General features: G+C 52.7%; 16 protein-coding genes. All 16 read right to left on the bottom strand.

All coding sequences use genetic code 11. The features are described 5' to 3' along the window. Positions 1 to 344: 344 nt before the first annotated feature. The 16 genes from LLG96_01235 to LLG96_01160 all read right to left on the bottom strand — a co-directional run bounded on the left by LLG96_01235 (position 345) and on the right by LLG96_01160 (position 24,001). Positions 345 to 1,283, bottom strand: coding sequence for a sugar phosphate isomerase/epimerase (locus LLG96_01235; GenBank protein ID MCE5248821.1), 939 nt, complete (start codon positions 1,281 to 1,283; stop codon positions 345 to 347). Between the two features lie 18 nt (positions 1,284 to 1,301). Beyond that, the gene (locus LLG96_01230) at positions 1,302 to 2,594 is read right to left on the bottom strand and encodes a Gfo/Idh/MocA family oxidoreductase (GenBank protein ID MCE5248820.1); all 1,293 of its coding nucleotides are present in this window, start codon (positions 2,592 to 2,594) and stop codon (positions 1,302 to 1,304) included. Positions 2,595 to 2,676: 82 nt separating this feature from the next. Next, positions 2,677 to 3,720, bottom strand: coding sequence for a replicative DNA helicase (locus tag LLG96_01225; protein ID MCE5248819.1), 1,044 nt, complete (start codon positions 3,718 to 3,720; stop codon positions 2,677 to 2,679). A gap of 752 nt (positions 3,721 to 4,472) precedes the next feature. Continuing rightward, a complete protein-coding gene (locus LLG96_01220) occupies positions 4,473 to 5,540 on the bottom strand; it encodes a Gfo/Idh/MocA family oxidoreductase (GenBank protein MCE5248818.1) in 1,068 nt (355 codons plus the stop codon). 410 nt (positions 5,541 to 5,950) lie between these two features. Continuing rightward, positions 5,951 to 6,988, bottom strand: coding sequence for an NAD-dependent epimerase/dehydratase family protein (locus tag LLG96_01215; protein MCE5248817.1), 1,038 nt, complete (start codon positions 6,986 to 6,988; stop codon positions 5,951 to 5,953). 79 nt (positions 6,989 to 7,067) lie between these two features. Continuing rightward, positions 7,068 to 9,239, bottom strand: a complete 2,172-nt coding sequence (locus LLG96_01210; GenBank protein ID MCE5248816.1) for a S9 family peptidase — start codon at positions 9,237 to 9,239, stop codon at positions 7,068 to 7,070. A gap of 282 nt (positions 9,240 to 9,521) precedes the next feature. After that, positions 9,522 to 12,497, bottom strand: coding sequence for a heparinase II/III family protein (locus LLG96_01205; GenBank protein ID MCE5248815.1), 2,976 nt, complete (start codon positions 12,495 to 12,497; stop codon positions 9,522 to 9,524). A 203-nt stretch (positions 12,498 to 12,700) separates the two neighbouring features. Beyond that, entirely contained in the window at positions 12,701 to 14,383 is a 1,683-nt protein-coding gene (locus LLG96_01200) for a D-aminoacylase (protein MCE5248814.1), read from the bottom strand. 497 nt (positions 14,384 to 14,880) lie between these two features. Continuing rightward, positions 14,881 to 15,876, bottom strand: a complete 996-nt coding sequence (locus tag LLG96_01195) for a tetratricopeptide repeat protein (GenBank protein ID MCE5248813.1) — start codon at positions 15,874 to 15,876, stop codon at positions 14,881 to 14,883. A 159-nt stretch (positions 15,877 to 16,035) separates the two neighbouring features. Continuing rightward, entirely contained in the window at positions 16,036 to 16,701 is a 666-nt protein-coding gene (locus tag LLG96_01190) for a TonB family protein (GenBank protein ID MCE5248812.1), read from the bottom strand. Further along, complete coding sequence (locus tag LLG96_01185) at positions 16,701 to 17,114, bottom strand: biopolymer transporter ExbD (GenBank protein MCE5248811.1); 414 nt, start codon at positions 17,112 to 17,114, stop codon at positions 16,701 to 16,703. Before LLG96_01185 ends, LLG96_01190 begins: the two co-directional genes overlap by 1 nt. 4 nt (positions 17,115 to 17,118) lie before the next feature. After that, positions 17,119 to 17,523 carry a biopolymer transporter ExbD gene (locus LLG96_01180; GenBank protein ID MCE5248810.1) on the bottom strand — a complete coding sequence of 135 codons (405 nt, stop codon included), beginning with the start codon at positions 17,521 to 17,523 and terminating at the stop codon, positions 17,119 to 17,121. Between the two features lie 2 nt (positions 17,524 to 17,525). Further along, entirely contained in the window at positions 17,526 to 18,176 is a 651-nt protein-coding gene (locus LLG96_01175; GenBank protein ID MCE5248809.1) for a MotA/TolQ/ExbB proton channel family protein, read from the bottom strand. Positions 18,177 to 18,831: 655 nt separating this feature from the next. Then, on the bottom strand, positions 18,832 to 20,235 hold the full coding sequence (locus tag LLG96_01170; protein ID MCE5248808.1) for a glycosyltransferase family 39 protein: 1,404 nt from the start codon (positions 20,233 to 20,235) through the stop codon (positions 18,832 to 18,834). A gap of 226 nt (positions 20,236 to 20,461) precedes the next feature. After that, entirely contained in the window at positions 20,462 to 21,223 is a 762-nt protein-coding gene (locus LLG96_01165) for a class I SAM-dependent methyltransferase (GenBank protein ID MCE5248807.1), read from the bottom strand. A 24-nt stretch (positions 21,224 to 21,247) separates the two neighbouring features. Beyond that, positions 21,248 to 24,001: a beta-galactosidase trimerization domain-containing protein gene (locus LLG96_01160; protein MCE5248806.1), complete on the bottom strand. Its 2,754-nt coding sequence runs from the start codon at positions 23,999 to 24,001 to the stop codon at positions 21,248 to 21,250. Positions 24,002 to 24,079: the final 78 nt, after the last annotated feature.

Genomic DNA, 24,079 nt, shown 5'->3' with positions numbered 1-24,079 from the left:
CTCTTGCCTCAAGAGAGGGGAGGCGCCACCAACATCTGTATTATCAAAGTGTTATACGCGGGGTGAGTTCCCGTAATTAGTAGGAGCACTATCATGTCCTACTGCAAACAAAAGGTGCTCAGTATTTAACCGGACAGTTATTCGGGAATCCATAAAATCAGTCTGCAAACATTTTCATCTTTCGTTGTGTCTGTTCATGGTTATGGATACTCTTCATGAACATATTTAACCACGAAAGCACGGTACAGGGATAATTCGTGAATTACCCCTGCAATGTCACATCGGTCAGACATATAAAAACAAATCCGCGCAAATCCGCGTGATCCGCGTACATCCCCGTTCTATCAGGCCGTCCTGATCAGCTCCTCGAGATACCGTTTCGCTTTCCGGATATCCTCGGCCTGCTGCGGGCCGGAGATTTCACGTTCGATGGTGATGTGTCCCCTGAAGCCGATATCCTTGAGCCTGCGGATGACCCGGGGGAAATCGACCTTTCCCTCGCCGATGGGAACCTCACGGCCGAGCTCGCGCGGATCGGTCGGATAGAACCCGTCCTTCGCATGGAGCGACCGCACATATTTCCCGACAACATCGAGCCCGTCCACCGGATTCGCCTTGCCGTAGAGGATAAGGTTCGCGGTGTCGTAATTGATTTCGAGGTTATCCGCCCCGATGTCCTCGATGGCGCGGAGCATGGTAACCGGCGTTTCCTGTCCCGTCTCGAACCGGACTCCGATCCCGCGTTCCTGCGCATAACCGGCGACCTGTTTCATGGCCGCGACGAACTCGCTGTAGAGCTCGTCGTTGGGATTTTCGGGAATGAACCCGAAATGCGCCAGAACCGCGGGAATGCCCGCTTCCCTGCAGAAATCGGTTCCCTCACGGAGCCGTGCTGTCCGTTCCGCCCGCTGTTCACGGGGTACGAGGCCGATGGTCAGGGGACCCTCGTAGAAATTCCACACATATTTCCCCGGCCCCATGCATATAAGACAGGTGGGCTTCAGCGCGTATTTCCCGAGGCCCGACCGCACAGCGCGCGCGAAATCCGGCGAATAGTCGGCGACTGTCATCTGGCAGGTGGAGAATCCGAGCTCACGGACACGGGCGAGGTCTTTATCGGGGTCCTTCACCGGTATGATGATACCGAGCGGCATATCGCCCGACGCATCTTTTCCCTCGCCGGTCTTGACCGATGGAGCGTTCTGCGCTCCCGCGCCGTTTGTCATAATGGCTACCCCCGCTGTCGCGCTGACGAATGTTCTGCGATTGATGGTTTTCTTCATAGTCAATCCCGGTTCCTCTCACTTTTTACGGTCGAACTGAGCGAGGTCGATCTGGGGGTCCAGACGGTCGTACGAATTGGCGACCTCGTCCCACAGGGTCTCTCTCCCGGAGTACGAGGCTGTCCGGGCAAGAATGGCGGTGAGCGCCGATTCCGCTCCGGCCGTGGCTTCGTTGATGAGCTTGCCGGTCCTGATGCTCTCGGCGAACGCTTTCTGCTTGTTCGGGTCGGCATCCTCGAGAGATGATTTAAACGTTCCGGCGGCCCACTGTTCCTTGCTGATAGTGTCGGCTGTTCCGCGGGCGACTCCCGAATCCCACTCGTTCTGGCCCTTGATGAACACCCCGCCGGTGTAGTGAGCCTCGGCAATGCCCTTTGTCCCGAAGAACCGGACGCATACATCGCCATACCCCGGATCGTACTGGGTGGACTCGAAGTTCACATGGATTCCGCCCGGGTATTCGAGAAGCACCTGGTAGTGGCTCCACACATCGCCGTTATCGGTGCGGCCCTTTCTGCCGCCGGAACCGACCGCCTTGAGGGGATGACCCTTGAGCGTCCAGTTGCAGATGTCGATGACATGAATGCCCTGCTCGACAAGGATGTCGCCCGAAAGAGCGGTGAACCAGAACCATGCCCGTATGCGCGCCTCGTCGTACGGTGCATTGGGATACCATGTGACCGGAATCGACCCGGCGAAGTAGTATGCCTGGACGTTGACGATGTCGCCGATATCTCCGCGCTGGATACGCTTCACCATCTCCACATAGGGTGTGGCGTGACGGATCTGGAAGCCGACCGCGAGGGTCGAACGGCCCTCTGCTTTGATCCCGGCGCGCTGAACCTGCTTGATTCCGGCGGTGTCGATCGCGACCGGCTTTTCGCAGTACACGTGCTTTCCGGCATCGACAGCGGCTTCGAGATGTTCCGGGTGGAAAAATGCCGGCGAGGAGACGAGGACCGCATCGATATCCTTCTGTTCGAGGAGCCTCAGATATGCCTTCGGGCCGACAAAGAGATGGGAATCGTCGATCGGAGGATACCCTTTATCGCTGTTGAGCTTGTTGAATACCGCTTTTCCCTTCTGGAGCTTGTCATCGAGCAGGTCGGCGATTGCCGCGACACGGATGTCGGTGTTGTTCGTCATCGAGGTCGCGTCCGCCGTTCCCCTGCCGCCGCATCCGATGATTCCGAGACGGATTGCGGAATTCGCCGCAGCGCCGAACACGGTCTGCGGCTTGAGTATGCCGATGGTCGCCGATGCCGCAGCCGCGCCCTTGAGAAACGACCGTCTGTTAACCGGTGTATTCATTGAATCCTCCCCGTTAAAGTATGCCTGTTCCTGTCGGATTGTATGTGTCCGCGTCATATCGTAACAATATAGCATACTTTTTTCAAGGGACAAAGAGATGAAAGACAGGCACAAGGCATAAAGACAGGGACAAGGCACAAGGCAGAAGGCAGAAGTGAAAAGATAAAGACAGTGGCCAAGTGACTGAGGCATCGAGGGCGACATCGCTGAAGTTCGAGAGCCGTTTACGGAATTCGGCGGCGCCCATTTCCGAGGTGAAATAGTGGATGTCGTGACGGGCCATGTTCATGCGGACTACATTGAGGAGGTAGGCGGTCTTTCCGGCGTTCGGCTCTCCGGCGATGACCACGACATTGCCGGGCATGACCTCCACATAGCGCTCGACTCCTCCGGGCCAGCGGAAATCGAGCACATCCTCATCGGCGCTCTTCCAGTCGATGCGCTCGCACTCTCCCTCTATGCGGCGGAAGTGGCCCCGACGGATTCCGCACGGTTCGATCATGCCCTCGTCACAGAGACGGCTGAGAATCTTGCGGCAGTTGTCCTTGTCACGTTTTGTCACCAAATGGAGGTCTTTGTAACAATCTGTCACAATAAATTCGCCTTTTGTCACATCAATCCATTCCCTTATCTGATCGGCGAGGGACAGACACTTCCGGTCCTCGAACTCCCGGAGCTCGTGGAGCTCGGATTTGAGGCTGTCGAGAATCTCCTCGGGAGCGGCCGCAGCCTCGTTGCAGCGGTACGTTGCTTTCTTGAGCGCGGTGAGGAGCTTCCGGAGCAGCAGCTTCTCACGGAGAATCCCGATGTGATAGTCCACATTGGCGGCGCTCCCGGTCTCGTTCATGATGCCGATTATGGACGCCTCGCCGCCCACATTGTCCAGATTCCCGCTCCGCCTGAGACGGTCGGCCACGGTGAGCTGATCGACTCCTTCTCCGTGCTCGTGGAGATGATCGAGCGCACTGCACATGACCTTGTAGACGGGATTGTAGAACAGCTCGGCGCCGCCTGCTTCCATGACCGGGCGGATGACCGTTTCGGGCTCGATGAGCATGCAGCCGATGACCGCGCGCTCGGCATCCGGCGCGAAGGTGAGCGGAGTTGAAGGGACAGCGGTGTTCATGGGAAACTCCTTTCTGGTTAAAAACAGGCACAAGGCATGAGGACAGGCAAAAGGCATGAAGACAGGCACAAGGCATAAGGCATAAGTGAATGTAATTACAGGGACGAAGGCACTGAGATACTGAGCGATAAGACCTTCACATCACCACCCGTCTTCCCCGAATCTTTAATCGGTAAACCATCTCAAAGCCTCTATTTGTCTCTTTTTCCCCCTTCTTCCTTATGCCTTGTGCCTTATGCCTGCAACAAGTGTTTGTATTAAACATTCTGATAACTAACTAACGTTATTAATCAGAGTAAAAAAAGAGCGTGGTCGCTCACTTATTACCGAGAGGTAATATAATCAATTACACATAAAAAGTCAAGAGAAAAATGTCGATGGTTATGAAACATTTGAATGAATGGGCGCGAGGGTTAGGTTTATAATGAAAAAAAGAGATTAAATATTCGCTGAATTTCCTTTGTGTAACAGAAGCTTTCTTAAAATGTCTGAACCGCTGATTACGCTGATTACCTGATTACCATGATTACATGGCGAATGTTCCATATTTCAATCATAAAATCATTGAATCATGTCAATCAGCGGTTCAGAAAGTTTTTCATATCATAAGTCTGTTTAATGCGAGGGATCAGGCCGATCATATTTATCCTTTTCCCCTCAGTCTCTCTGTCCCTCTGCCACTGTCTTTCTCTTTTCCCTTATGCCTTGTGCCTTGTGCCTATCTTTTTTGCCTTCTGCCTGTCTTTCATGCCTTATGCCTGTACCCTCTCCATCCTCCCGCTCGAAAGCGAACGGTAGAACGCATCGGCGACATATACCGCGGCGCGCATGTCATCGATGCTCACGAGCGGTGCACGGTCTTCACGGACAGCGGCGGCAAAATCACTGAGCCATTCCCATGCCATCTGACCGCCGTAACCGGGAATGTCCCTGCTCTCGATCTTCAGACGGCGGCATTGCGCATCCGACGCCGATTCATGCCTGCTCACGAGGAGCAGTTCGTCCATATGACCCTGCCATGCAGGCGCCCAGACCGCATCGCCCTCCGTTCCGCGAAACGCCACATAGATATCGCGCTTGCCCGGATAGGAATCCGGCAGGCTGTAGCTGACATCGAGGATTCCCACAGCGCCATCCCCGAACCTGAGGAGCGCCTGGGCATTGTCCTCGATGGTTCGTTCCGGCTCGCCGAAGGGGCCGTTGGCGATTCCCGAAACCGCGACGATTTCCTGCCCGGTCATCCACCGGAAATAATCGATCCAGTGCACTCCGAGATTCCACATGGGGCCGCCGCCCTCGGACGATTCGAGCACCCAGGCGGTGTTGTCGCGGATATAACGGTGCGCGCCGCCGGCATTGAGCCTGCCCTCCATTGCAACGATACTGCCGAGCAGACCGTCCTTAATGGCGGAGCGAATCTGCCCGCTGACCGGATGAGTCCGCCAGCAGTAGGGGGCGCTGATCTTTATGTGCGGGAATTCACGGGCGGTTGCGGCAATCTTCTCGATGCCCGCGACATCGGCGGCGCAGGGTTTCTCCACGATGACATGTTTTCCGGCGGCGGCTGCGTCTGCGACCGCCTGAGGCATACGGCTGTGCGGGAGAAAAACGATCACGGCATCCACATCACGGCGTTCGAGCAGATCATGGTAATCGGTGTGGGTTTCGAGCCCGAAGAATTCGTTCTCGCTCCGGAGGAACGCTTTATCCTCCTCGGCTACCGCAACCGGCCGGTATTCCGGAAGACTGCCCCACAGGGGATAGTACCAACGGGGATGCTGGTGATGGAGACCGATTATTCCGAGTCCGAGAGGTTTCATGGTTATCCCTTTCTTATTCGTCAATCGTAAATCTAAAATCGTCAATCGTATTCTTCATTCATGAAGTTCGATGTTAATCCGATCTATCTGGAAATTATCTTAAAATGCATTAACGGTCCCCGGTGCTGAAGCCCCCTCCTTGTGTCGGAAGTCCCCATAACGCCGTCATTCCCGAGTCTTTAATCGGGAATCCAGCTTTAAACCGATCAATTCGAATTATAATAGAATGCGGATCGGGCGGATTTAAGCGGATTTGTTTTTATTTATCTTTTTTGATGTCGACGGTTAATTATTATTAAAGTTAGTATTAATAACCTATTATATTTCTTTGTGCCTTCGTGTCTTTGTGGTGAAATATTTTCAACCATAAACCAGAGACCATGTACCATAAACCATGAACCATTTTTTTATCAATCGAGAAACTGCCCGTCCCTCGTCTGGAAATGTGTCGGTTTGCCGAGGGATTGCCCGCCTTTCATGATCCAGTCCGCTATCCACCCGATCATGAGGTCGAGCGATGTCGGCGGTTCGCCCAGGAGTTTCTTCATGGCGGAATTATCGGATAGAAAGGCTGTCGGAGCCTCGGTTCCCGTGAAGACGGGCTCACGGTTCATGTGTTTCCCGAACCGAGAGGCCACATCACGGATTCGTATCTTGTCGCCGGTGACATTGAGGATACGCGGCGGGCTGTCGGCAAGCTCCAGGCACCGCACGGCATAATTGTTCGCGTCCCCCTGCCAGATGACATTGGCATATCCCATCCCGAGGTCGACCGGTATGCCCTCGTGAACCTGCCTGCCGATTTCATAGAGGACGCCGTAGCGGAGATCGATTGCGTAATTGAGCCGAAGCTGGAGAATCTTCGTCCCGTTCTCACGGGAGTAGTATTCGAAAATCCGCTCGCGCCCGAGACAGGAATTGGCATATTCCCCGATGGACAGGAACGTATCGGTCTCGGCGGGACCGTTCGATTCCACCGGCCGGAGGTCATAGATGCTTCCGGTCGAAAACACCACGATAGCGGAGTCGGAGAAATGACGGGCGGTATATGCCGGGGCGATGGTATTCATCGCCCAGTACAGGTAATCGGTTCCCTTGAGCCCGAATTTCCGTCCCGCCATATAAATGATGTTTTTGATCCGGGGCAGCTTGTTCACATCGTCGGGATTGAGCAGATCGCACGGTATGCAGGAAATCCCCCTGTCTTCAAGTGCGGAAATCAAATTTTTGTCGGAAAACCGCGAGACGCCGTATACCGTTCTGGAGACTCCTGCCTCACGAACGGCTTTCACCGTCATGGAACCGAGCGTCGGTCCCATCTTGCCCCCGATTCCGAGAATCATGATATCGCCATCGAGCCGTTTCATGAGATCCACCGTTTCCGGCCGGGGGGTGCTCATGAAATCCTCAAGCTCCTTTTCGCTGCTGAACCCCCACGGGTATTCCATGTATGCTCCTTTCAGATTATTCAAGAGAAGAAACCACAAAGGCACTAAGTTTATTGTTCTTAGAGAGTTGAATACATCATTATTGGTATGATTTAACCTGATTCTTTATCCCCAAAGCATTAAAAACAAATGCATATTCGAAAGCAATATCCTTAAGGTAATCATACCGGCCGGACGCTCCGCCATGTCCCGCGCCCATGTTTGTTTTGAGCAGGAGAAGGTTCGTATCAGTTTTCAGAGCGCGCAGTTTTGCTGTCAATTTTGCCGGTTCCCAGTACGGAACACGCGGATCGTTCAGACCAGCGGTTATCAGTATGGCAGGATAGGCTTTAGCTTCGACATTATCATAGGGAGCATAGGACTTCATGTAAAAATAATAATCCTTATTTCCAGGATTTCCCCATTCCTCATATTCTGTGACAGTCAGTGGTATGGAAGGATCAAGCATGGTATTGACAACATCCACAAAGGGAACATGAGCGACAACAGCCCTGAATAAATCCGGCCGCATATTGGTTACAGCCCCCATAAGAAGCCCGCCGGCGCTGCCGCCCTCGATAACCAGTTTTTCGCTCGATGTATAATTTTCTTCAATCAGATGTTCCGCACATGCGATAAAGTCGGTAAATGTATTTTTTTTCTTCAGTAATTTCCCGTTATCATACCAGTATCTGCCCATTTCTCCGCCGCCCCGAACATGTGCTATCGCGAATATAAAGCCCCGATCGAGTAAACTCAGCCTGTTTGATGAAAATGCCGGGTCAATGCTGTTTCCGTATGATCCGTAGCCATAGAGCAGAAGGGGATTCATCCCGTTTTTAACCATCCCCTTTTTGTAAACAAGCGAAACCGGAATCATTGTACTGTCCGGTACTTTTGCATAAATTCTCTCAGACTGGTAAAGAGATGGGTCATATCCGCCAAGAACCTCATCCTGTTTTTTCAGCTCGCGGGTCCGGGTGTCCATGTTAAAATCGTAAACAGATGCCGGTGTAATGAGTGATGTGTAATGAAACCGGAGAAGTGTGGTATTATAATCAGGATTATTTCCCTGACGAACTGAATAGACAGGTTCGGGAAAATCGACTGAAAAATCCTCGCGATTGGACAGATTCCTTATGTGTATTTTGTTAAGCCCGTTTTCCCTCTCATATACAACGAGATGGTTTTTAAAAACTTCTATTCCATCGATTTTTACCGAATCACGGTGGGGAATTACCTCTTTCCAGTTTTTCTTTGAAGGATTCCGGACTGGTGTTTCCATTAACTTGAAGTTTTTTGCATTTTCATTGGTTGTGATGAAAAACATTTCACCATGATGGTCAACATAATACTCCATGTTATGCTGCCGGGGGTGTAGTATTTTAAAAGTATCAGACGGAAAATCGGCTTTCAGGTAATGCACTTCAGTCGTCGTGTTGCTTTCAAGCGACAGTATCAGATATTTCTTGCTTTTTGATTTTGAAAGATTCAGATAATACATGTCATCTTTTTCATGAAACACCATGATATCATCGTTCGATGGGGTTCCCAGAACATGCCTGTAGAGCTTGTAAGGACGTTTGGCATCATCCAGTACATTATAAAAAATGGTTTTATTGTCATTTGCCCATTCCACTGAATAATATGTATTCGGAATAACATCATCGAGCAGTCTGCCCGTACGTAAATCCTTTATATATATCGTATAGGTTTCCGATCCGGCTGTATCGGCAGAATATGCTAAAAGCTGATGATCAGGGCTTATCTTAAAGATGCCGATTCTGAAATAATCGTGACCTTCAGCAAGAACATTCCGATCGAGAAGAATTTCTTCCTGAGCGTCAAGACTACCCTTTTTTCTGCAATTTATCGGATACTGTTTACCTTCTTCGGTACGGGAATAATAGTAGTAATCGTCGATTTTTTCAGGGACGGTAACATCCGTTTCTTTGATTCTCCCTAAAAGTTCCCTGTAGAGACTGTCCTGAAAATCCTTTGTATGCTTCATCTCGGATTCGGTGTATTTGTTTTCGGATTCAAGATAGGCGATAACTTCCCGATTGGATTTATCTCTTAACCAGTAGTAGTTGTCGACACGTACATCTCCAAAGAGGGTATCGGCTTTAGGGATTATCTGTGCTGCAGGAGGGAGTACATTTTGTTTACTTATGGAAGTGGAATGTTCTTGCGTACAATTAACTATGCAGAAGAGCGTTAACAAAATGTTACATACAAGCACGAATACAGGTTTTTCTTTACCGGTTGACATCCGCCCCTCCCATTATAACGGGTATTATTGTCCGGTTAATCAAAAGAATTCCTCGCAGCGTGTGGCAGGGTAAAAGCCCCCTTCTGTCACTTCGTGACACCTTCCCCTCAGCTGCATCAGAGCGACAGCGCAGCGAGCGCACCGGGGGCAGGTAACTACCGGAGTCGCAGCGACTTCCCTTACCCCCCTCCGGAGGACACGAGGCGAAGCGTAGAGCCACAAAGCGCACAGGGCCGAGAGTTTGGGGGGCTGTAATCAATGATTTCCCGTATAAACAGCAATTCACCGCTCGACACCGACAGAAAGCACCTTCCGGGTCACGCCGCCGACAGTTTTGACCGCCGCTTCATCGGGATTGAGAATAACCTCGTAGGTTTTCCCCGCCAGAGTCAGCCGCACGCCTGTCGCACCCGCGACTTTCGCGCCTTTTTCATCGGGGACATCGAACCGCTCGTACCGTGAAAGCTTCGATTCGCCGCGGTTCGGCTCGAACAGAACGATAAAATCGGCGTTACGGGCTTTACGGCTCAAAAGGAGGAACTCCTTTTCCGGCCCGCGGTACTGACGCGAAAATTCGAAGCCGTGAATTGCCTCGACCGGCGCGGTGTTGAGCACCCGCATGGCGAGGTGAAGCTCGTCCTTCGTCCCTTTCCCGGAAAGGAGCCAGTCGCAGCCGAAGTCCCCGCCGGTAACCGCCGAGGAGAGGTTCTGCACCATCTCGTAGCCGTCGGCGCTCCCGAGGGGTTCCGGATGCGGCTTCATGTCGAGATGAATGCCCGCGAGCCCGTTCGATTTGTCGGGAACGCCGTGGAACCACCGGTCGTAGACATGCTCGCTGTCGGATCGGAGCAGGTCGAGCACCAGGTATGCGCCATCCAGCACGCAGACCGCCCGCCATATCTTCACACCGGGATAGATACGGTCGTTGAAGACCACGGTCGATGCCGCGTCGGAACCATCCTCGAACGAAAGCTGCCGCGAAGCGTGGGGCATGTAGTGATCCTTGAAGTAATCCTTCATGCCGGACTGATTGCGACGGTCGACCACGATGGTGGAATGCGAGGCCGACTGTATCTGCCACTCGTGGTGGAGATCGGTCGATCCCCAGGGGAAATGACCGGGATAACTCTGGCAGTTGTATCCTCCGAAAAAGAGGCCGAGCGAGAGCACCGAGAACGATCCGCGGTTGTCGGGTATGCCCCACTTGAACTCGGCGTCCATGGTGCCGTTCTCAAAGGGACGTCTGAGTATACTCAGCCCGGAGTTGGGAAAGTTCACCGAGGGAGGAGTGCCGAAATCAACCCGTGCGCCGTTGAGCGGAGGCGCCTCGCCGTCGAGAAGGTCACGGGAGGCGAGCATGCGGTAGAGCGGATCGGGAAAGTGCTTCGAAGCGTCGAGATAGACATCCCCGTACTGTCTGGGGTTGAACGGAACGCTCCACCACAGGCCTCCCCAGAGGAGCCGCCGGAGCATATCGTCGTACGTGTCGATGCCGTCGCGGAAAAGCATGGCAGTTATGAAAAACTGCCGCCCCATGTCGTTGTTGTACCCGTGCTCGTTCGGGATGCCGTCCCCGGTCGACAGGTACCGACGCAGGTTAAGGTAATTCTTGTCCCCCGCGACCGCAAAGGCAACGAGCGGCGCATGTCCGCAGCACAGGCCGGTCGCAATCGCGTTTGCCGTGATGGCCTGCTGACGGTGCTGCATGTTCATGCGGTAATCGGTCATCTCGACCGATATGGGAATGAGGAAATTCCATTCGAGGTCGCGCCCTTCTTCGGGAGAAACGCCGCCGGTTCCCTTGAGGATATCGTATGCCTCGGTGAGGTTGATCATGTACATGGCTTCCATGTACTTGGAGAACTGGACACGGCCCTTGTCGATTGTTTCATTCGACGCGTCCAGGTCGAGCCACGGCCAGGTGAAGTACTTGTCGCGGTACTGGCGGATGATGGTGAGCGCCCCTTCGCTGTAGCGTTTGTCGCCGGTGAGCAGGTAGGCGAGCGCGAGGTTTTTCGCCCCCGTGAACATCGCGGCGTGCTCGTTGGTGCGATAATCGAGATCGAGGTCGACGCCCATGAAGTCCGTCGTGAGGTACTCTCCGCCGATGGGACAGCGGTGTCTGCCCGGGCCCTCGTGGACGAGCGGTGTGCGGTGCTCGACACAGAAATAGTACGCCGCCGTCCAGCCGGGGCCATCAGGGATGGTCAGGCCGCCCTGGAGCATTTTATCCGCCTGGGCGATGTAGCCGTCGCCCTCGCGTTTGCCCCAGTCGGTCGTCCGGTACCGCTCCATTATGCCGCGGATATCTTCCGGGCCGAAGAGAATGACCGGATTCCGCATTTGTTTCGGCATGATGATGAGCGGCAGGGTGATACGGTCGCTCGAACGGAGAATCCCCTCCTCCGAATCGGATGCGCCGTTCACCGAAAAGACCGGCAGGAACCACTCGCAGTAGAGTGCGGGCAGCGTCCGCGCACGGTCGGCGGGGAGACGGAGCGTTGCGGTGAATAATGCGGAATCGCCGGGCGCTATGGTCGCCGTGGCGGGAGAGATCGTGCCCGAACAGAGCCTTCCTTTCCAGTGATCGAGGCGCGAAGCCACTGTGCGGCTTTTCGAGTCCCTGTTCGCCACCACGATGGGATAGGTGAAGACAAGCTCGCCGTCGGGGCCGGTTTTCGACTCATAATCGCGACCGTTCCATCGGACATCGAGATACCGCTTTACGAGGCGCACATTCCGTATGGATATCTGACGGGTCGGAGCCTCCTCGGAATATCCGGACTTGACTGCCCAGAGATTGAACGTTATCCGGGGCGCATCGGCCTCGTAGAAGGTTTCGCGGACGATTTCCGGCTGGCTGAGATCGAGATGGATCGTTTCCCATCCCTCATGGGGAGCGATGATGTCGACAGGGCGGTAGACGCGCCGTTTCTGGCCGGGCTGCTCGATGAAAACCATTACATCGGCGGGTCCTCCCTCGATTTTGAGGTCGAACTTTCCGAGACCGTAGTCAGCAAACTTCGCTCCCTGCGGCAGCGGGAACGAGAACATCACACGGTCGCCGATCGGGGCTTCCCAGACAAGAACGCCTTCGCTGTCCCATGCGAGCTTTTCGAGGTTGCCGTCCAGCCGCTCGCACTTTGCACCGGGCCCCGTCGGTATGGGAAGCCGGTCTGAGGATGAAGGCGCGGCATGAGCGGAAACCGCCAGCGCTGCGGCAATTACAATACAGAACACGATAAGGATTTTCTTCACGGAAATCTCCTGTTCAGGATTAATCTGAAAATATTCAACCACAAAGACACAAAGGCACAAAGATTTATAACATATTGTTTATACTTTTATAAGTGATTATCAGAAGTCACATCCGGATGAAGATATAAAGCAAATCCGCGAAAATCCGCACGATCCGCGTCAATCCGCGTTCTATCACATCTTATGAATGGATCGATAACTTTTCACACATTCCCCGTTTTCAGCAGTATCCGCCCCGGAAGCGCTCCCGTGTGTTCGCCGCCGCTGATAACCACCTGACCGTTGACGATCACATACGGGATACCCTCGGGATACTGGTGCGGATTCTCGAATGTCGCCTTGTCGATGACCGTGTCGGGGTTGAACACGACGAGGTCGGCGAAATTCCCCGCGGCGATGCTTCCGCGCCCGGTCAGGCCGAATTTTGCGGCTGAGAGCGAGGTCATCTTTTTGATTGCCGTGGCAAGGGGGAATATCTTCTCCTCGCGGGCGAACTTTCCGAGCACACGCGGGAATGTGCCGTAGAAACGCGGATGGGGCTTGTCCTTGCCGAGCACACCGTACGGCGCGACAGAGTTGCCGTCCGACCCGACGGTCACGAGCGGATGGGCGAGCACACGCTTGAGATTATCCTCGCTCATGCCGAATGTGACCATGCTGACATGGCCCTCTTCCTCGATGAGGAGGTCGCGCATGAAATCGTAGCACGGCTTCTTGGCTTCGGTTGCCGCCTGTTGGACATTCGTGCCTTCGAGGTGCTTGTTCTTGTCGAGGAGCACCGAGCAGATGATCACCTTCTCCCACGAGCCGATCTTCGTTTCACGTTCGTTGACATATTGTTTGAGCTTCGGCTGAAGGGATTTGTCCTTGAGGCGTTTGATGAAATCCTCGGTCGTCCCCTCACGCGACCACATGGGGAAATAGGAGTTCAGCCCGGTCGACCATGCATGGTACGGGTAGCGGTCGGCCTGTACGGCGATGCCCTCCTTTTTCGCCTGTTCGACCGCCGACAGCATGGCGTCTATTTTCGGCCAGTTCTGCGGGTATGCTGCCTTGAAATGGGCGATTTCGAGGCTCACCCCGGTCTGACGGGCGATGGTGACCGCCTCGTCTATCGCTTCGAGAAGTTTATCCCCCTCGTCTCTCATGTGCGTGGCATAAACGCCGCCCGCCGCCGAGACTTCACGGCACAGCTCGATGAGTTCCTCCGTTGTGGCAAAACTGCCCGGCGTGTATTCGAGACCCGACGACAATCCCACGACACCGGCCTTCATATGCTCGCGGACAAGCTGTTTCATGTGTTCGAGTTCCTCGGCAGTGGGGGGACGGTCGTACGGTCCCATGACCGCCTCACGGAGCGATCCCTGCCCGAGGAGCGTTCCGTAATTGAGCGCCGATCCGCTCTCGGCAAGCCGCTTTATAAAACCGTCCATATCGCGCCAGGTCAGTTCGAGCTCGAATTCTTTCCGGAGGTTGTCACTGATTTCCTCGAACGACTGGTCGGAAATGGGGAAGTACGAACCGCCGCAGTTGCCGCCGATCTCGGTGGTGACGCCCTGCCTGATTTTGCTTTCAGCCTTCGGGTTGACCAGGAGCTGGACATCGGTATGCGTGTGGGGATCGATGAATCCGGGCGCGACAGCCATGCCGTCCGCCTCGATGACGACCTGCGCTTTCGTTTTCCTGATGGCGGGCGCGATTTTCACGATTTTGTCGCCCAGCACGGCGACATCGGCTTTGATTCCCTCGCCGCCGAGGCCGTCATAGACAGTCCCGCCGCTTATGAGCAGATCGTATTCCTTTTTCGTGGAACACCCTGTTACAACAAAGCCGGTTGCGAACACCGCGCTTCCCGCAGCCGCCCGGATAAACTGTCGCCGTTTCATCTGGTTACTCCCCCCGATTAAGCGAGCGGTGAAAAAGTGACCTTTCCACGCGCCCGATTATGAAATATGTTGATTGTTTGCTGTCAAGGGCATATAAACATGTCCCCGAGTTATTAATCGGGGATCGGCACTTCGTGCCGACTCTTGACAGCTTTGATTTACCCATCAAGTGTTTTTCACCTGCTTTTAAATGAAAATATTTTCAAGGACAGGCGTACAATCACGAATCACATTAATGAAGAGCGTGGATAAAATCAAGGATTAATTTATGTGTCATACGGTGATCGTGCTATAAAAAGGGAATCATCGATGAAGCGAGATATGAGGATAGACAGTGGCGAGTGTTCATGCAGAATTAAATCAGGATTTCAAACCGGGGATGAATTCTATGGTTATTTTCGAAAAGCACTTCCGGCACTCACCCGGACACCCCGGTGGCTCATGGAGTCCCGAAGGGACTTCTCGATAATAGACCGGCATTTCAATGTTGTGTAATATCAATGCTTACGATAGCTTCTCACAGCGAGCACAATAACAAGCCCGATAACAAATATGACGATGATGAGCAGGAGCCAGAGCCCGCCGCCGCTTTTCTTATCCGTGGATTCAGGGATAGGCGGTTGTTCGCCGGAAGACGGTTGCTCTGTGCTCACGGTAACCGGCTCCGTCGCGGAAGCCGAATCCACAGTGGCCTTAGCTGTTGAATCGGCCGCGAGCCGCGCCTCGTATTCCTTTTCGATCTCCGTCTCTTCGAGTTTCTGGTTTATAACCTCGATAAAATGCTCGGCATAGGCTTTTGTTTCGATGTTTTTCGCCGCAAGCCTGTAATCCTCGAGAGCTTCACCGAGCTTGCCCTTCAGCCGCTTATAATCGGCAACAATGACACGGGCTCGGGCATGATTCCTGTCCTTTCCGAGGATATCGGAGGCAATTTCATAGGCGTCATCCATCCGTCCCAGCTCAACATAGGTTTGAGCCAGCGCTTCGGAAATCTCCATACTCTGGGGATTGAGCTCGCGGGCTTTCTGTATGAGAGGCAGTGCATCGCCGAACTTTTTGAGATTTATGAGGATTTTTGCCTTGCCAAGATAGTAGTATGAGTCCTTCGGCGCGGACGAAATTCCCCGGTCATATGCAGAAAGGGCTTTTTCATTATCCCCCGCATTGATATAGGCGGCGGCAAGAGACTTCAGCGCCTTTTCGTGGGCGGGTTCTTTTTCGAGCACTTTCTCGAACTGCGCCGCGGCTTCACGGTATTTTCCTATCTTGTTGAGCGCAAGTCCATGAGCGAAGAGCGCCGCCGTGTTACGGTTGTCGAGGCTGTACGCTTTCTGAAAGTACGGTATCGCCTGGGAGTATTTCCCCTCGTTATAGAGCTTGAGCCCTGACTTGTATTCGGTTCCGGACTCCTTGTTCACAACATCGGATTCCTGGGCCTGCACCATGAATACGCACAATACCATACATACTATGAAAGCGTGAACAATTTTCATCGAACAAACTCCAATTTTCATGAAAAGCCCGGTAAAATGAAATCGTATGCGAAAATGCATGCTGTCAAGGGACGATACGACGTGTCGATTTACATACCCCTCATAGCGAATATAAAATACATTTCATTATCGGGCATGAAAAAACTTTTCTGCCACTTTCTAATTCTCGAATCTGACCGGTATGGAAACCCAGCACCTTACCGCTTTATCGTTCATTTTCGCCGGTTTAAACTTCCACTGGAGCACCGCTTTGAGAGCCGCGTCCTGAAGCGCGTCCGGTCCCTTGACAATCTCGGCTTTTTCCACCGTGCCGTCGGTGCCGATAAGCGCCCGGACGAATACGGTGCCGTGAATCTTCGCTTCGAGCGCCGCTTTGGGATACTCCGGTTTAACCACCTCCGTCTGAACGGGAGGTTCCTGGACGAGGTGCAGCTCGTACACTTCTTCCTCGACCGCTTCCGCGCCGGATTCGGGCTTCGGAAGCTCCACCATGGGCGCCACCTCTTTTGCGGGAGCATTGAGATTGAGATTCGTGCTCTCGATAGTCACATCATCCGGCATGACATCGTTTTCCACTTCGATGGGTATCGCGAGCTTCGGCGCCGGTACCGTCACCTGGTGACGGGTTTCCGGTATGTTCTCGAGCTGAATGATCACCGGAGGCGGCACGATCTTTTTGTCAAGATTCCGTTCGCGGAGAATCGGCACCTGAATCCCGACAATAACCAGAAGAAGCGAAATCATCATACAGGAAATGAAAATCTTCGGCGATTTACGGTGCAGGTCGGCCTGCGGTGTCTTGAATCCAACAATTGAGGCAGTCATTATTCCTTCTTCGTGACAAATGATACCCTGAGCGCCTGTGCCATCTTCAACTCTTCGATAACCCCCGATACCATGCGGTACGGTGTATTGCTGTCCGACTTCACGAGTACCACGACACGGGGATTTTCCTGAAGCTTTTTGTGGACTATACCGGCGACATCCGTCAATTCCGTTTCATATTCATCGACCATGATTCTTCCCTGTGGGCCGATCCATACATTGACCACATTCCTCCGGCTTTTGAGGGCATCGATTTTCTCCGCCCGGGGCAGGTCGACCGGGAATCCCCGGTATATGACAAACACGGTCGATACCATGAAAAAGATGATGAGGAGAAACGATATATCGGCCATGGGTCCGGTCGGGATACCCGATTCAATCTTTTTTCGTTTTCTGAACCTCGAATGCATCATTTCCTCACTGGTTATCCGGTTCGGCAATCGATATCTTATCGTTGCCCGCCTTTTTTATCTCATCGACGACATCCACGAAAAATGTATACCGCGCCTCGGGAGCCGTTTTAATCGACACGATGAGATTGGGATTTTCTTTTGTCATCACGGCGATTCTCTGGCCCATCTGTTCGAGCGTAACCAGGTCCTGGTCATGCATGATTTCACCGGCGGTGTTTATCCACACCTTGGTGATATTACGGCTCGGGACCCTCGTGGATGAACCGAGCGGGGGAAGCGTCAACCCCAGCCCCTTGTCCTGGGACATCGATGTGGTGACAAGAAAGAACACGATGAGCAGAAACGCTATATCCGCCATTGTCGATGTCGGTATCGCCGCCGAAGCGCGCGCCCGTTTCAATCCCCTCATGATCAGCTTGCCTCGGTAGTCGGTTTGTCGTATTCCAGATCGACGAGCGTATCGATGAACCTGCTTGCGTTCTCCTCCATGCTCACGACAATCCTGTCGATGAGGTATACGCAGAGGTTGTACGCCATCTGGATGGGAATCGCCACGAGAAGACCCCCGGCGGTCGTGATAAGGGCGATGGAAATACCGGTAGCAACAATCGAGGGCTCGACATCGCCTGCTGCGGCAATATCCTTGAATGCCCTGATCATTCCGGCGACAGTCCCGAAAAATCCGATCATGGGGGCGATATTCGCGATAGTCGCAAGCCACACGAGACCGTTTTCGAGAAACGCCATTTCAACCGCTCCGGCGCTCTCGACAGCCTTTTCGACATGCTCGATTCCCCTGTGAACCCGTGAAAGCCCGGCATGAATTATCGTCGCCACCGGACCGGGAGTCCTCGTGCATATTTCCGATGCTTTCTCCAGTCCCTTTTCCTTGTCCTGGAGCGCTTCATAGACCTTCTTATAGAGCGATTTCGTATTCATCATCGCAAGCATGATGACGATGAGTCTCCACAGGGTAATCGCCAACCCCAGCACGAACATCACGACCAGTGTCCACATGATCGCAGGACCGCCGTCATGAATATACTTCAAGAGATTTTCCATTCATCTTTCTCCGGTGAAATGGGTGGTATGTGATAATCACGCGATTGCTTTTTTACATCCCGTATATATAATCCGAATCGGTAATACACGAAATATATGGTTAAAATGTCATTTTTTCATCAACAAAATTACCGGTATTCATTTTTTCATAAAAATGGCTTCAACACCTGCCGTGCGTCGCTGCTTCGCACTCGTTGCGCTGTTGCCCCAATGAAGCGGAGCGGTACGGCACACCTCCCAAAGAGTCTGCAGGTCCGGTAATCGTGTTATGCCACATGAATGGATCGCTCATGTTTACGGCATAATATTAAATACCGGCAATGTTAATGTATGAATCAAATGTGCGCACCTCTGTCAATCATGGCTGAAATATAGCTGATTAATAAACAGTACGCAAGTAATATTTTTACATAGCAACAATATTTTTTACGTTCTTTCATCCATACCTGACAGTTCTCCGTATTCAGTCCTGATTATTCATGAAATATATTTAACCACAAAGGCACCAGGGCACAAGGAGTCATAATATATTATTAATACTATCTTTAGATGCAATTAAAAAAGCGACATTACTGCCAATGCCATATAATTCAAAACCACGAAAATCCGTGTTTTATTTGTGAATAGATCGTGTTAATTGTATTCCGGGATCAGTTCATTTTTTTCTGACGGCTGCGTGCCTCTGTGAATTCATCCTGAAATACATGAAAGACCACGCCACAGCGAGAGAACACAGATACATTTCGGGACGGAGCGGAATTTCATATCGGGGCAGGTTGGTGAAAGGGAAATAGATCAGGAAAAAATATACGAAACAGGAAAGAACATAGAGGGGCGTTTCCGCGAAGGACCCCTGAAAAACAGCGTGGCGGTATTTTATGAAAAAGAGCAGTCCGGCAATGATTATAAGAACGATGATCGGATGGAGAAACTTCATGATCAGCCGGGTTGCGTCGGCAACCTCCGATTTTTGGTACAGGGACATGACAACCGGGTATACATACACATCTCCCTGTCCGCCTTCCAGCAGATTCCAGCTCAGCTGATAATAAGCCTTTCCGATAAGAAACCACCAGAGATACCGTTTCGGATTCTGTTTGAACCGCTCGAACAACACCGTGCGGTAATGACTGAAGGATTCGGTCATTTTCCAGAATTCATCGTCCTCCTTGTACGGATACATTTTATAGCGGGGATCTTTGTAGGTAAAATCGGGGTACACGGTTCCCGCGACAAGCCCGGTCATTGCCCGCGAGCTTCCCTTCGGCGCATTTTCCGGCAGCGAAATGATGTTGCGAACCTGCCATCCCGCAGGAAAAAGGAGGTATACGACAAGAAACAGGAGAGAGGCCCGCGATACAGTTCCGTGCAGAATCTTTCCCGGATTGAATCCGTTTTCCGCAAGGATTATGAACATCAGGACAAACGGGAAGAAAACGATAGTCGGGTTTATCAGGTATCCGTATCCGAACAGCAGACCGGAGAGAGTAAAAAACACGTACGGGTGTTTTCTGAATGCCAGGTGAAAAAAAGTGAGGGCGGCGAGCAGGACGAAGCTGAAAAGGGTCTCGGTCAGCACATAGCTCGTCATCGACACGAGATGCGGGCTGAACGCCACGAGCACGGATGCGGCGAAGGCATACCAGACCGGCAGAAACTGCATGCCGAGATAGAATGTCAGCACAACGCACAGGGCGCTCAGAACGGTCTGCGTATAGATCACAATGGGATAGAATCCCTTTTCGCCGTCCGTAAGGAAACTCAGCGCGATAAACAGCGGATAACCGGGTGAACGGTAGCTGTCCGGCTGAGGATTCTCCGAGGGGAATTCCTGTGAAAAGGTACCGAATTTCACGAGGTTGTTGGCATATATGACATAATTTCTGGCGTCCGCCCTGATCGGGGTATCGATGTCGGTCTGCCGGATATAGGCTATCCTGAGTGTCAGCGCAATAACGAAGATAATCCCGAGGGCTATGTGAACCGTGCGAAAACGTTTCTGTTTGCCCGGTGTGGGGGTGATGTTTTCGGTTTTGCGCCTGTCACGGTGTCTGGACATGGAAATACCCCGTCATATCGTTAATGGATAAAAGCTTTGTGAGCCCGGATTATTCATGAAAAATATCAATAAAATATAACCACGGAAACCTGAAGTAGGGGTAATTCATGAATTACCTCTACAATGTCCATCAGTCAGGTACAAAATTCAAATCCGCGAAAATCCGCCCGATCCGTTTCAATCCGTGTTCTATTGAATCTTGTGAACAATTTGGGTCAGTCAGGTACTACGTTTTTTTGCCCCATACAATCAAAGAGAGCCCGAATGGCTCCGGTATCTGTGTTTCCAGTTTCAGGATTACATTAAGCGGGAGCCTGAGTAATGTCAATCCCGCATAGAGCAGCCGGAAATGGCTGCCGGCCTTCTCGCTCTGTCCCTCGGGCTTCTTTCCGATGGGAAACTTTCCCATGAGAAACCACGCGAGCGCCCCGGTCATATTGAAGTACCGCGATCCTTCCACCGTAAAGCCGGATTGTTCGAGCGTACGTATGAATCCCGTTCTCGAATACCGCCGGTAATGCTCGGCCTGAACATCCATCGCGCCAAAAAGCATGCCGTGCGCGGGAACAAGAAAGGCAAATTTCGTACCCGGCGGCGACATGAGGCAGAGATTTTTCAGTACGGCGGCATCGTCTTTCAGGTGTTCGAAACAATTCGCCGAAACGATGGTATCGAACTCTTTTTCCTTCAATGCCTGAAGCGCTTCAGAATCCTCGATGTCGAGAACAAGCCCCTCGAAAGCTCTGCCGGTAAACCTTTCATGAGCCCATCGTATGTGCTCATTGACATTATCGATGCCGATATACGAGACCGTATGCCCGATCAGGAGCTCCGTGAGATTACCGATACCCATACCGATTTCAAGAATACGGCTCCCGGTATGAGGCTTGAGAAGGGAGGCAAGAAACCCGTTATAGAAACAGGCTTCCCGCGCCTGTATTACCTGCCCTTCCCAGACCGCATCAGTTGTTTTATGCTCAGGCTCCATGTAATGCTTTCACAATGAGTAGTATCATTCTGGCGGTATTTTAACCAGAAGGTCTATCGTCTCCACCTCGCCGCCCGTTTTCGGGAACATGAATTTCCAGATGGGAAGATCGCGCTTTATGTTTTGTTCATCGATCAGCGTTGCGAAAAATTTCTCCCACGGGGTCGAGGCAATCGCGCATTCGCTATCCTGAAACGGCATCGCGCCGAATACAATAACCTCCCCTTTACCAAGCGGACGGGTGTATGCGGCGGGACTGCCATCGGAATAGGTGAAAAGAATCTTCGCATCCCCGGGAACATCGAGCACACGGGCATTCATCGTATCTCCGACAATCCGCAGGGGACGGCACGGCAGCGGCGCATCGATTTTGAAACGCGTACGGGCTTCGCTGCCCGGCAGCATCTCGGCGGCTTCACGTTTACTGCAGTCAGGGATGCCGAGCAGCTTCATCCGCTGGTCTGTCAGGGGACCGCTCATGATGTCCCAGGTCAGGGCGTCGGGATCGAGGACCACAAGCGTGGCCCCTTGTTCCACATGCCCGATGAGGTTTTCGGCAAATGACCGCGACACATACCCAAGCTGGGGGGCGATTATGAGCTTTTTGCCATTGAGCGTATGAAGACCTTTCCGGACATGATTTTCGCTGACATATGTGAACCATGCGCCTAACTTTTCCCCGAGAATCACATGGAGCGTGTAATGACCGTGGAGAGCCTCGTCACCGGCGGCGGCGCGGGAATCATCGCTGAAAAGCACCGCAATGTCGGATGAAGACGGTATATCGAGAGCCGGCAGCTCCTTCCAGAGCCGTGACAGCCTGAGCATCTCCCTGTAGACATCGGGATAGTTCAGACGGGGCGTTCCCCACCAGTCGATCATGGTTACGCCCGCTTTTGCCGCCTGGCTTGCCCATTCGCGGACATTTTCAACCGTGGACAGGCGCTGGATCATTTCACAGCCCTGGACAATCATCTGGGTGGGTTTTCCTGCCGCCATATCGGTGACGAATTTGCTTGTGAATCCCACATGATACCGTGTCCGCGCGCCGCCGTACACCAGCATGCAGAACGACGGATACGGGTCGGCGGAATAATAATCGGTATAATCATAGACCATCGACTGATCGAGAAAATCCAGGTCTGCGACCGAGTTACGGTTGTAGGCCTGATAGAGCTTGCCGGGAGCGTATGTCCTTACGATTGCATATTCGCCGCGCGCAACCCCGGCAAACGCCCGGTTCAGCCAGCGGAACACCGCGATTCTCGACAGCGCCGTCTTCTGGTCGGGCACGCCGAGACTGACTTTATGCACCTGCTGATTCTGATAGGGAACATCCGGTATTCCCGCGGGAACATCGAGCTCGACGCCGAATTCATCGCGGAGCTCTTTTTTCACCCGGTCGATCGTTCCCGGCTGCAGAATGGAAGCGATCTGGTTGAAGGGTTCATCCTGGCCCCTGATGTCGAACAGCCAGGGCTCCTTCCCATATTTAGAGAGCCAGTTTTTGAGCATTTTTTCCTTCATGCTCATGTGAACCGGATCGAAGAAAGCCGCGGTGCCCCCGGGTGTTATTATGGTAGCGCCCGCTTTTTTAGCCTCATTGCTGTTGATATATGGATGAAGCGAGAATTTCATCCCATATGAACGGTAGAGACTGTCCAGACCCGATACTCCGACAGTGTTCATGAAACCGGGCAGAAAGGGTCCGTTCATCCCGGCGCGGCCTGTTTCGGTGAGAAGATTCTGTTCCTCGGCGGCCCATGTTCCCTTGTCGTACAGATTCAGAATTCTGTCGGGAATGAGGAAACTCCTCAGCCCGAGATAAAAGTGCGCCGCCCTCAGGGGAACAGGCCGACCGGTCAGAACGCGTTCGTATTCCTCGACCGGGCGATCCACTGCCCATGGGTCTTTCGTTTCGACAAACCGGGTGATAACGGCATGATCGTCCATGAAAGACGTCGAAGCGAAGATTGTCGGGTATTCCTGAATGAAACCCGCCGAAGAAAAAGGCCTGACCCGTATGTTTTCGTCCGAATACCAGTTGAAACACGAGATTTCATTGCCGGAGGACTGACGGTTACGGATGAAGTTGAGCATGAAGGTGTGACCCGGCTTTGGATGCCCGCCGATTGAATCCCAGGGTATGGCAATCTCGATGACATACCTGTCGCCCTGCATTCCCACGGAGCTCTGCCAGTTACAATCCCAGGCATCGTCCACAATGTACGGCGTATGGGAGCCGACCTTGTAAACGTTGCCTTCATGACGGTTGTTCGTCGGGGAAACGAGGAAATGACGCATCGTGCGGGTTTCCTCCCGCGCGTTCATATAATCGAGACGCTGCATGAAGGGCGAATAATAGGGAGTCTCGGGCCGTGAGAAAAGGCAGATTTCGCAATAATCCTTGTCCCACGCGCCTGTGTTTCCGGATGCGGAATCGGCCTTCAGTTGTTTCATCATGGGTTCTTCGCACACAAACGCGACAAACAGGCGGGTGGAATCGTATGCCAGGCTGACATGTGTCTGCGCCATGGGTATTTTTGCAGGATCGGCATCGACACGGAATGCGCCCAGTCTGTCAGCTTCTTTCCAGACAGCCTCATCGAGCCTGCCGTCGATAGTGCAGCTGTCCCGGACAGATTTCATGGAGAAAACACGTTTATCCGGTTCATCGGTCATTTTGGACGGCGCGCATGCGAAAAAGAGGAGCGGGACTGTCAGCACAAGCGCCGTCAACAGAATCGGGTTCGTTTTATGCACAGTTGAGAGCGTCATAGTTTTTCCTGGTTAAAGGGTGTTTAAGATATATATGTTAGAGGATCAATCGTGTCATGTATCTGTTCGATTATACAT

It is taken from the genome of bacterium, assembly GCA_021372535.1.
Classification (GTDB): Bacteria; Latescibacterota; Latescibacteria; order Latescibacterales; family Latescibacteraceae; genus JAFGMP01.
The sequence above is the reverse complement of the archived record's forward strand: the minus strand, read 5'-3'. Positions and strand labels throughout refer to the sequence as shown.

What these genes read in the sequence shown, in the direction of transcription:
- LLG96_01170 (MCE5248808.1), bottom strand. Translation starts at nt 20,235, where the DNA reads ATGTCCAGACACCGTGACAGGCGCAAAACCGAAAACATCACCCCCACA.
- LLG96_01235 (MCE5248821.1), bottom strand. Translation starts at nt 1,283, where the DNA reads ATGAAGAAAACCATCAATCGCAGAACATTCGTCAGCGCGACAGCGGGG.
- LLG96_01225 (MCE5248819.1), bottom strand. Translation starts at nt 3,720, where the DNA reads ATGAACACCGCTGTCCCTTCAACTCCGCTCACCTTCGCGCCGGATGCC.
- LLG96_01210 (MCE5248816.1), bottom strand. Translation starts at nt 9,239, where the DNA reads ATGTCAACCGGTAAAGAAAAACCTGTATTCGTGCTTGTATGTAACATT.
- LLG96_01230 (MCE5248820.1), bottom strand. Translation starts at nt 2,594, where the DNA reads ATGAATACACCGGTTAACAGACGGTCGTTTCTCAAGGGCGCGGCTGCG.
- LLG96_01195 (MCE5248813.1), bottom strand. Translation starts at nt 15,876, where the DNA reads ATGAAAATTGTTCACGCTTTCATAGTATGTATGGTATTGTGCGTATTC.
- LLG96_01215 (MCE5248817.1), bottom strand. Translation starts at nt 6,988, where the DNA reads ATGGAATACCCGTGGGGGTTCAGCAGCGAAAAGGAGCTTGAGGATTTC.
- LLG96_01175 (MCE5248809.1), bottom strand. Translation starts at nt 18,176, where the DNA reads ATGGAAAATCTCTTGAAGTATATTCATGACGGCGGTCCTGCGATCATG.
- LLG96_01185 (MCE5248811.1), bottom strand. Translation starts at nt 17,114, where the DNA reads ATGATGCATTCGAGGTTCAGAAAACGAAAAAAGATTGAATCGGGTATC.
- LLG96_01190 (MCE5248812.1), bottom strand. Translation starts at nt 16,701, where the DNA reads ATGACTGCCTCAATTGTTGGATTCAAGACACCGCAGGCCGACCTGCAC.
- LLG96_01165 (MCE5248807.1), bottom strand. Translation starts at nt 21,223, where the DNA reads ATGGAGCCTGAGCATAAAACAACTGATGCGGTCTGGGAAGGGCAGGTA.
- LLG96_01220 (MCE5248818.1), bottom strand. Translation starts at nt 5,540, where the DNA reads ATGAAACCTCTCGGACTCGGAATAATCGGTCTCCATCACCAGCATCCC.
- LLG96_01160 (MCE5248806.1), bottom strand. Translation starts at nt 24,001, where the DNA reads ATGACGCTCTCAACTGTGCATAAAACGAACCCGATTCTGTTGACGGCG.
- LLG96_01200 (MCE5248814.1), bottom strand. Translation starts at nt 14,383, where the DNA reads ATGAAACGGCGACAGTTTATCCGGGCGGCTGCGGGAAGCGCGGTGTTC.
- LLG96_01180 (MCE5248810.1), bottom strand. Translation starts at nt 17,523, where the DNA reads ATGAGGGGATTGAAACGGGCGCGCGCTTCGGCGGCGATACCGACATCG.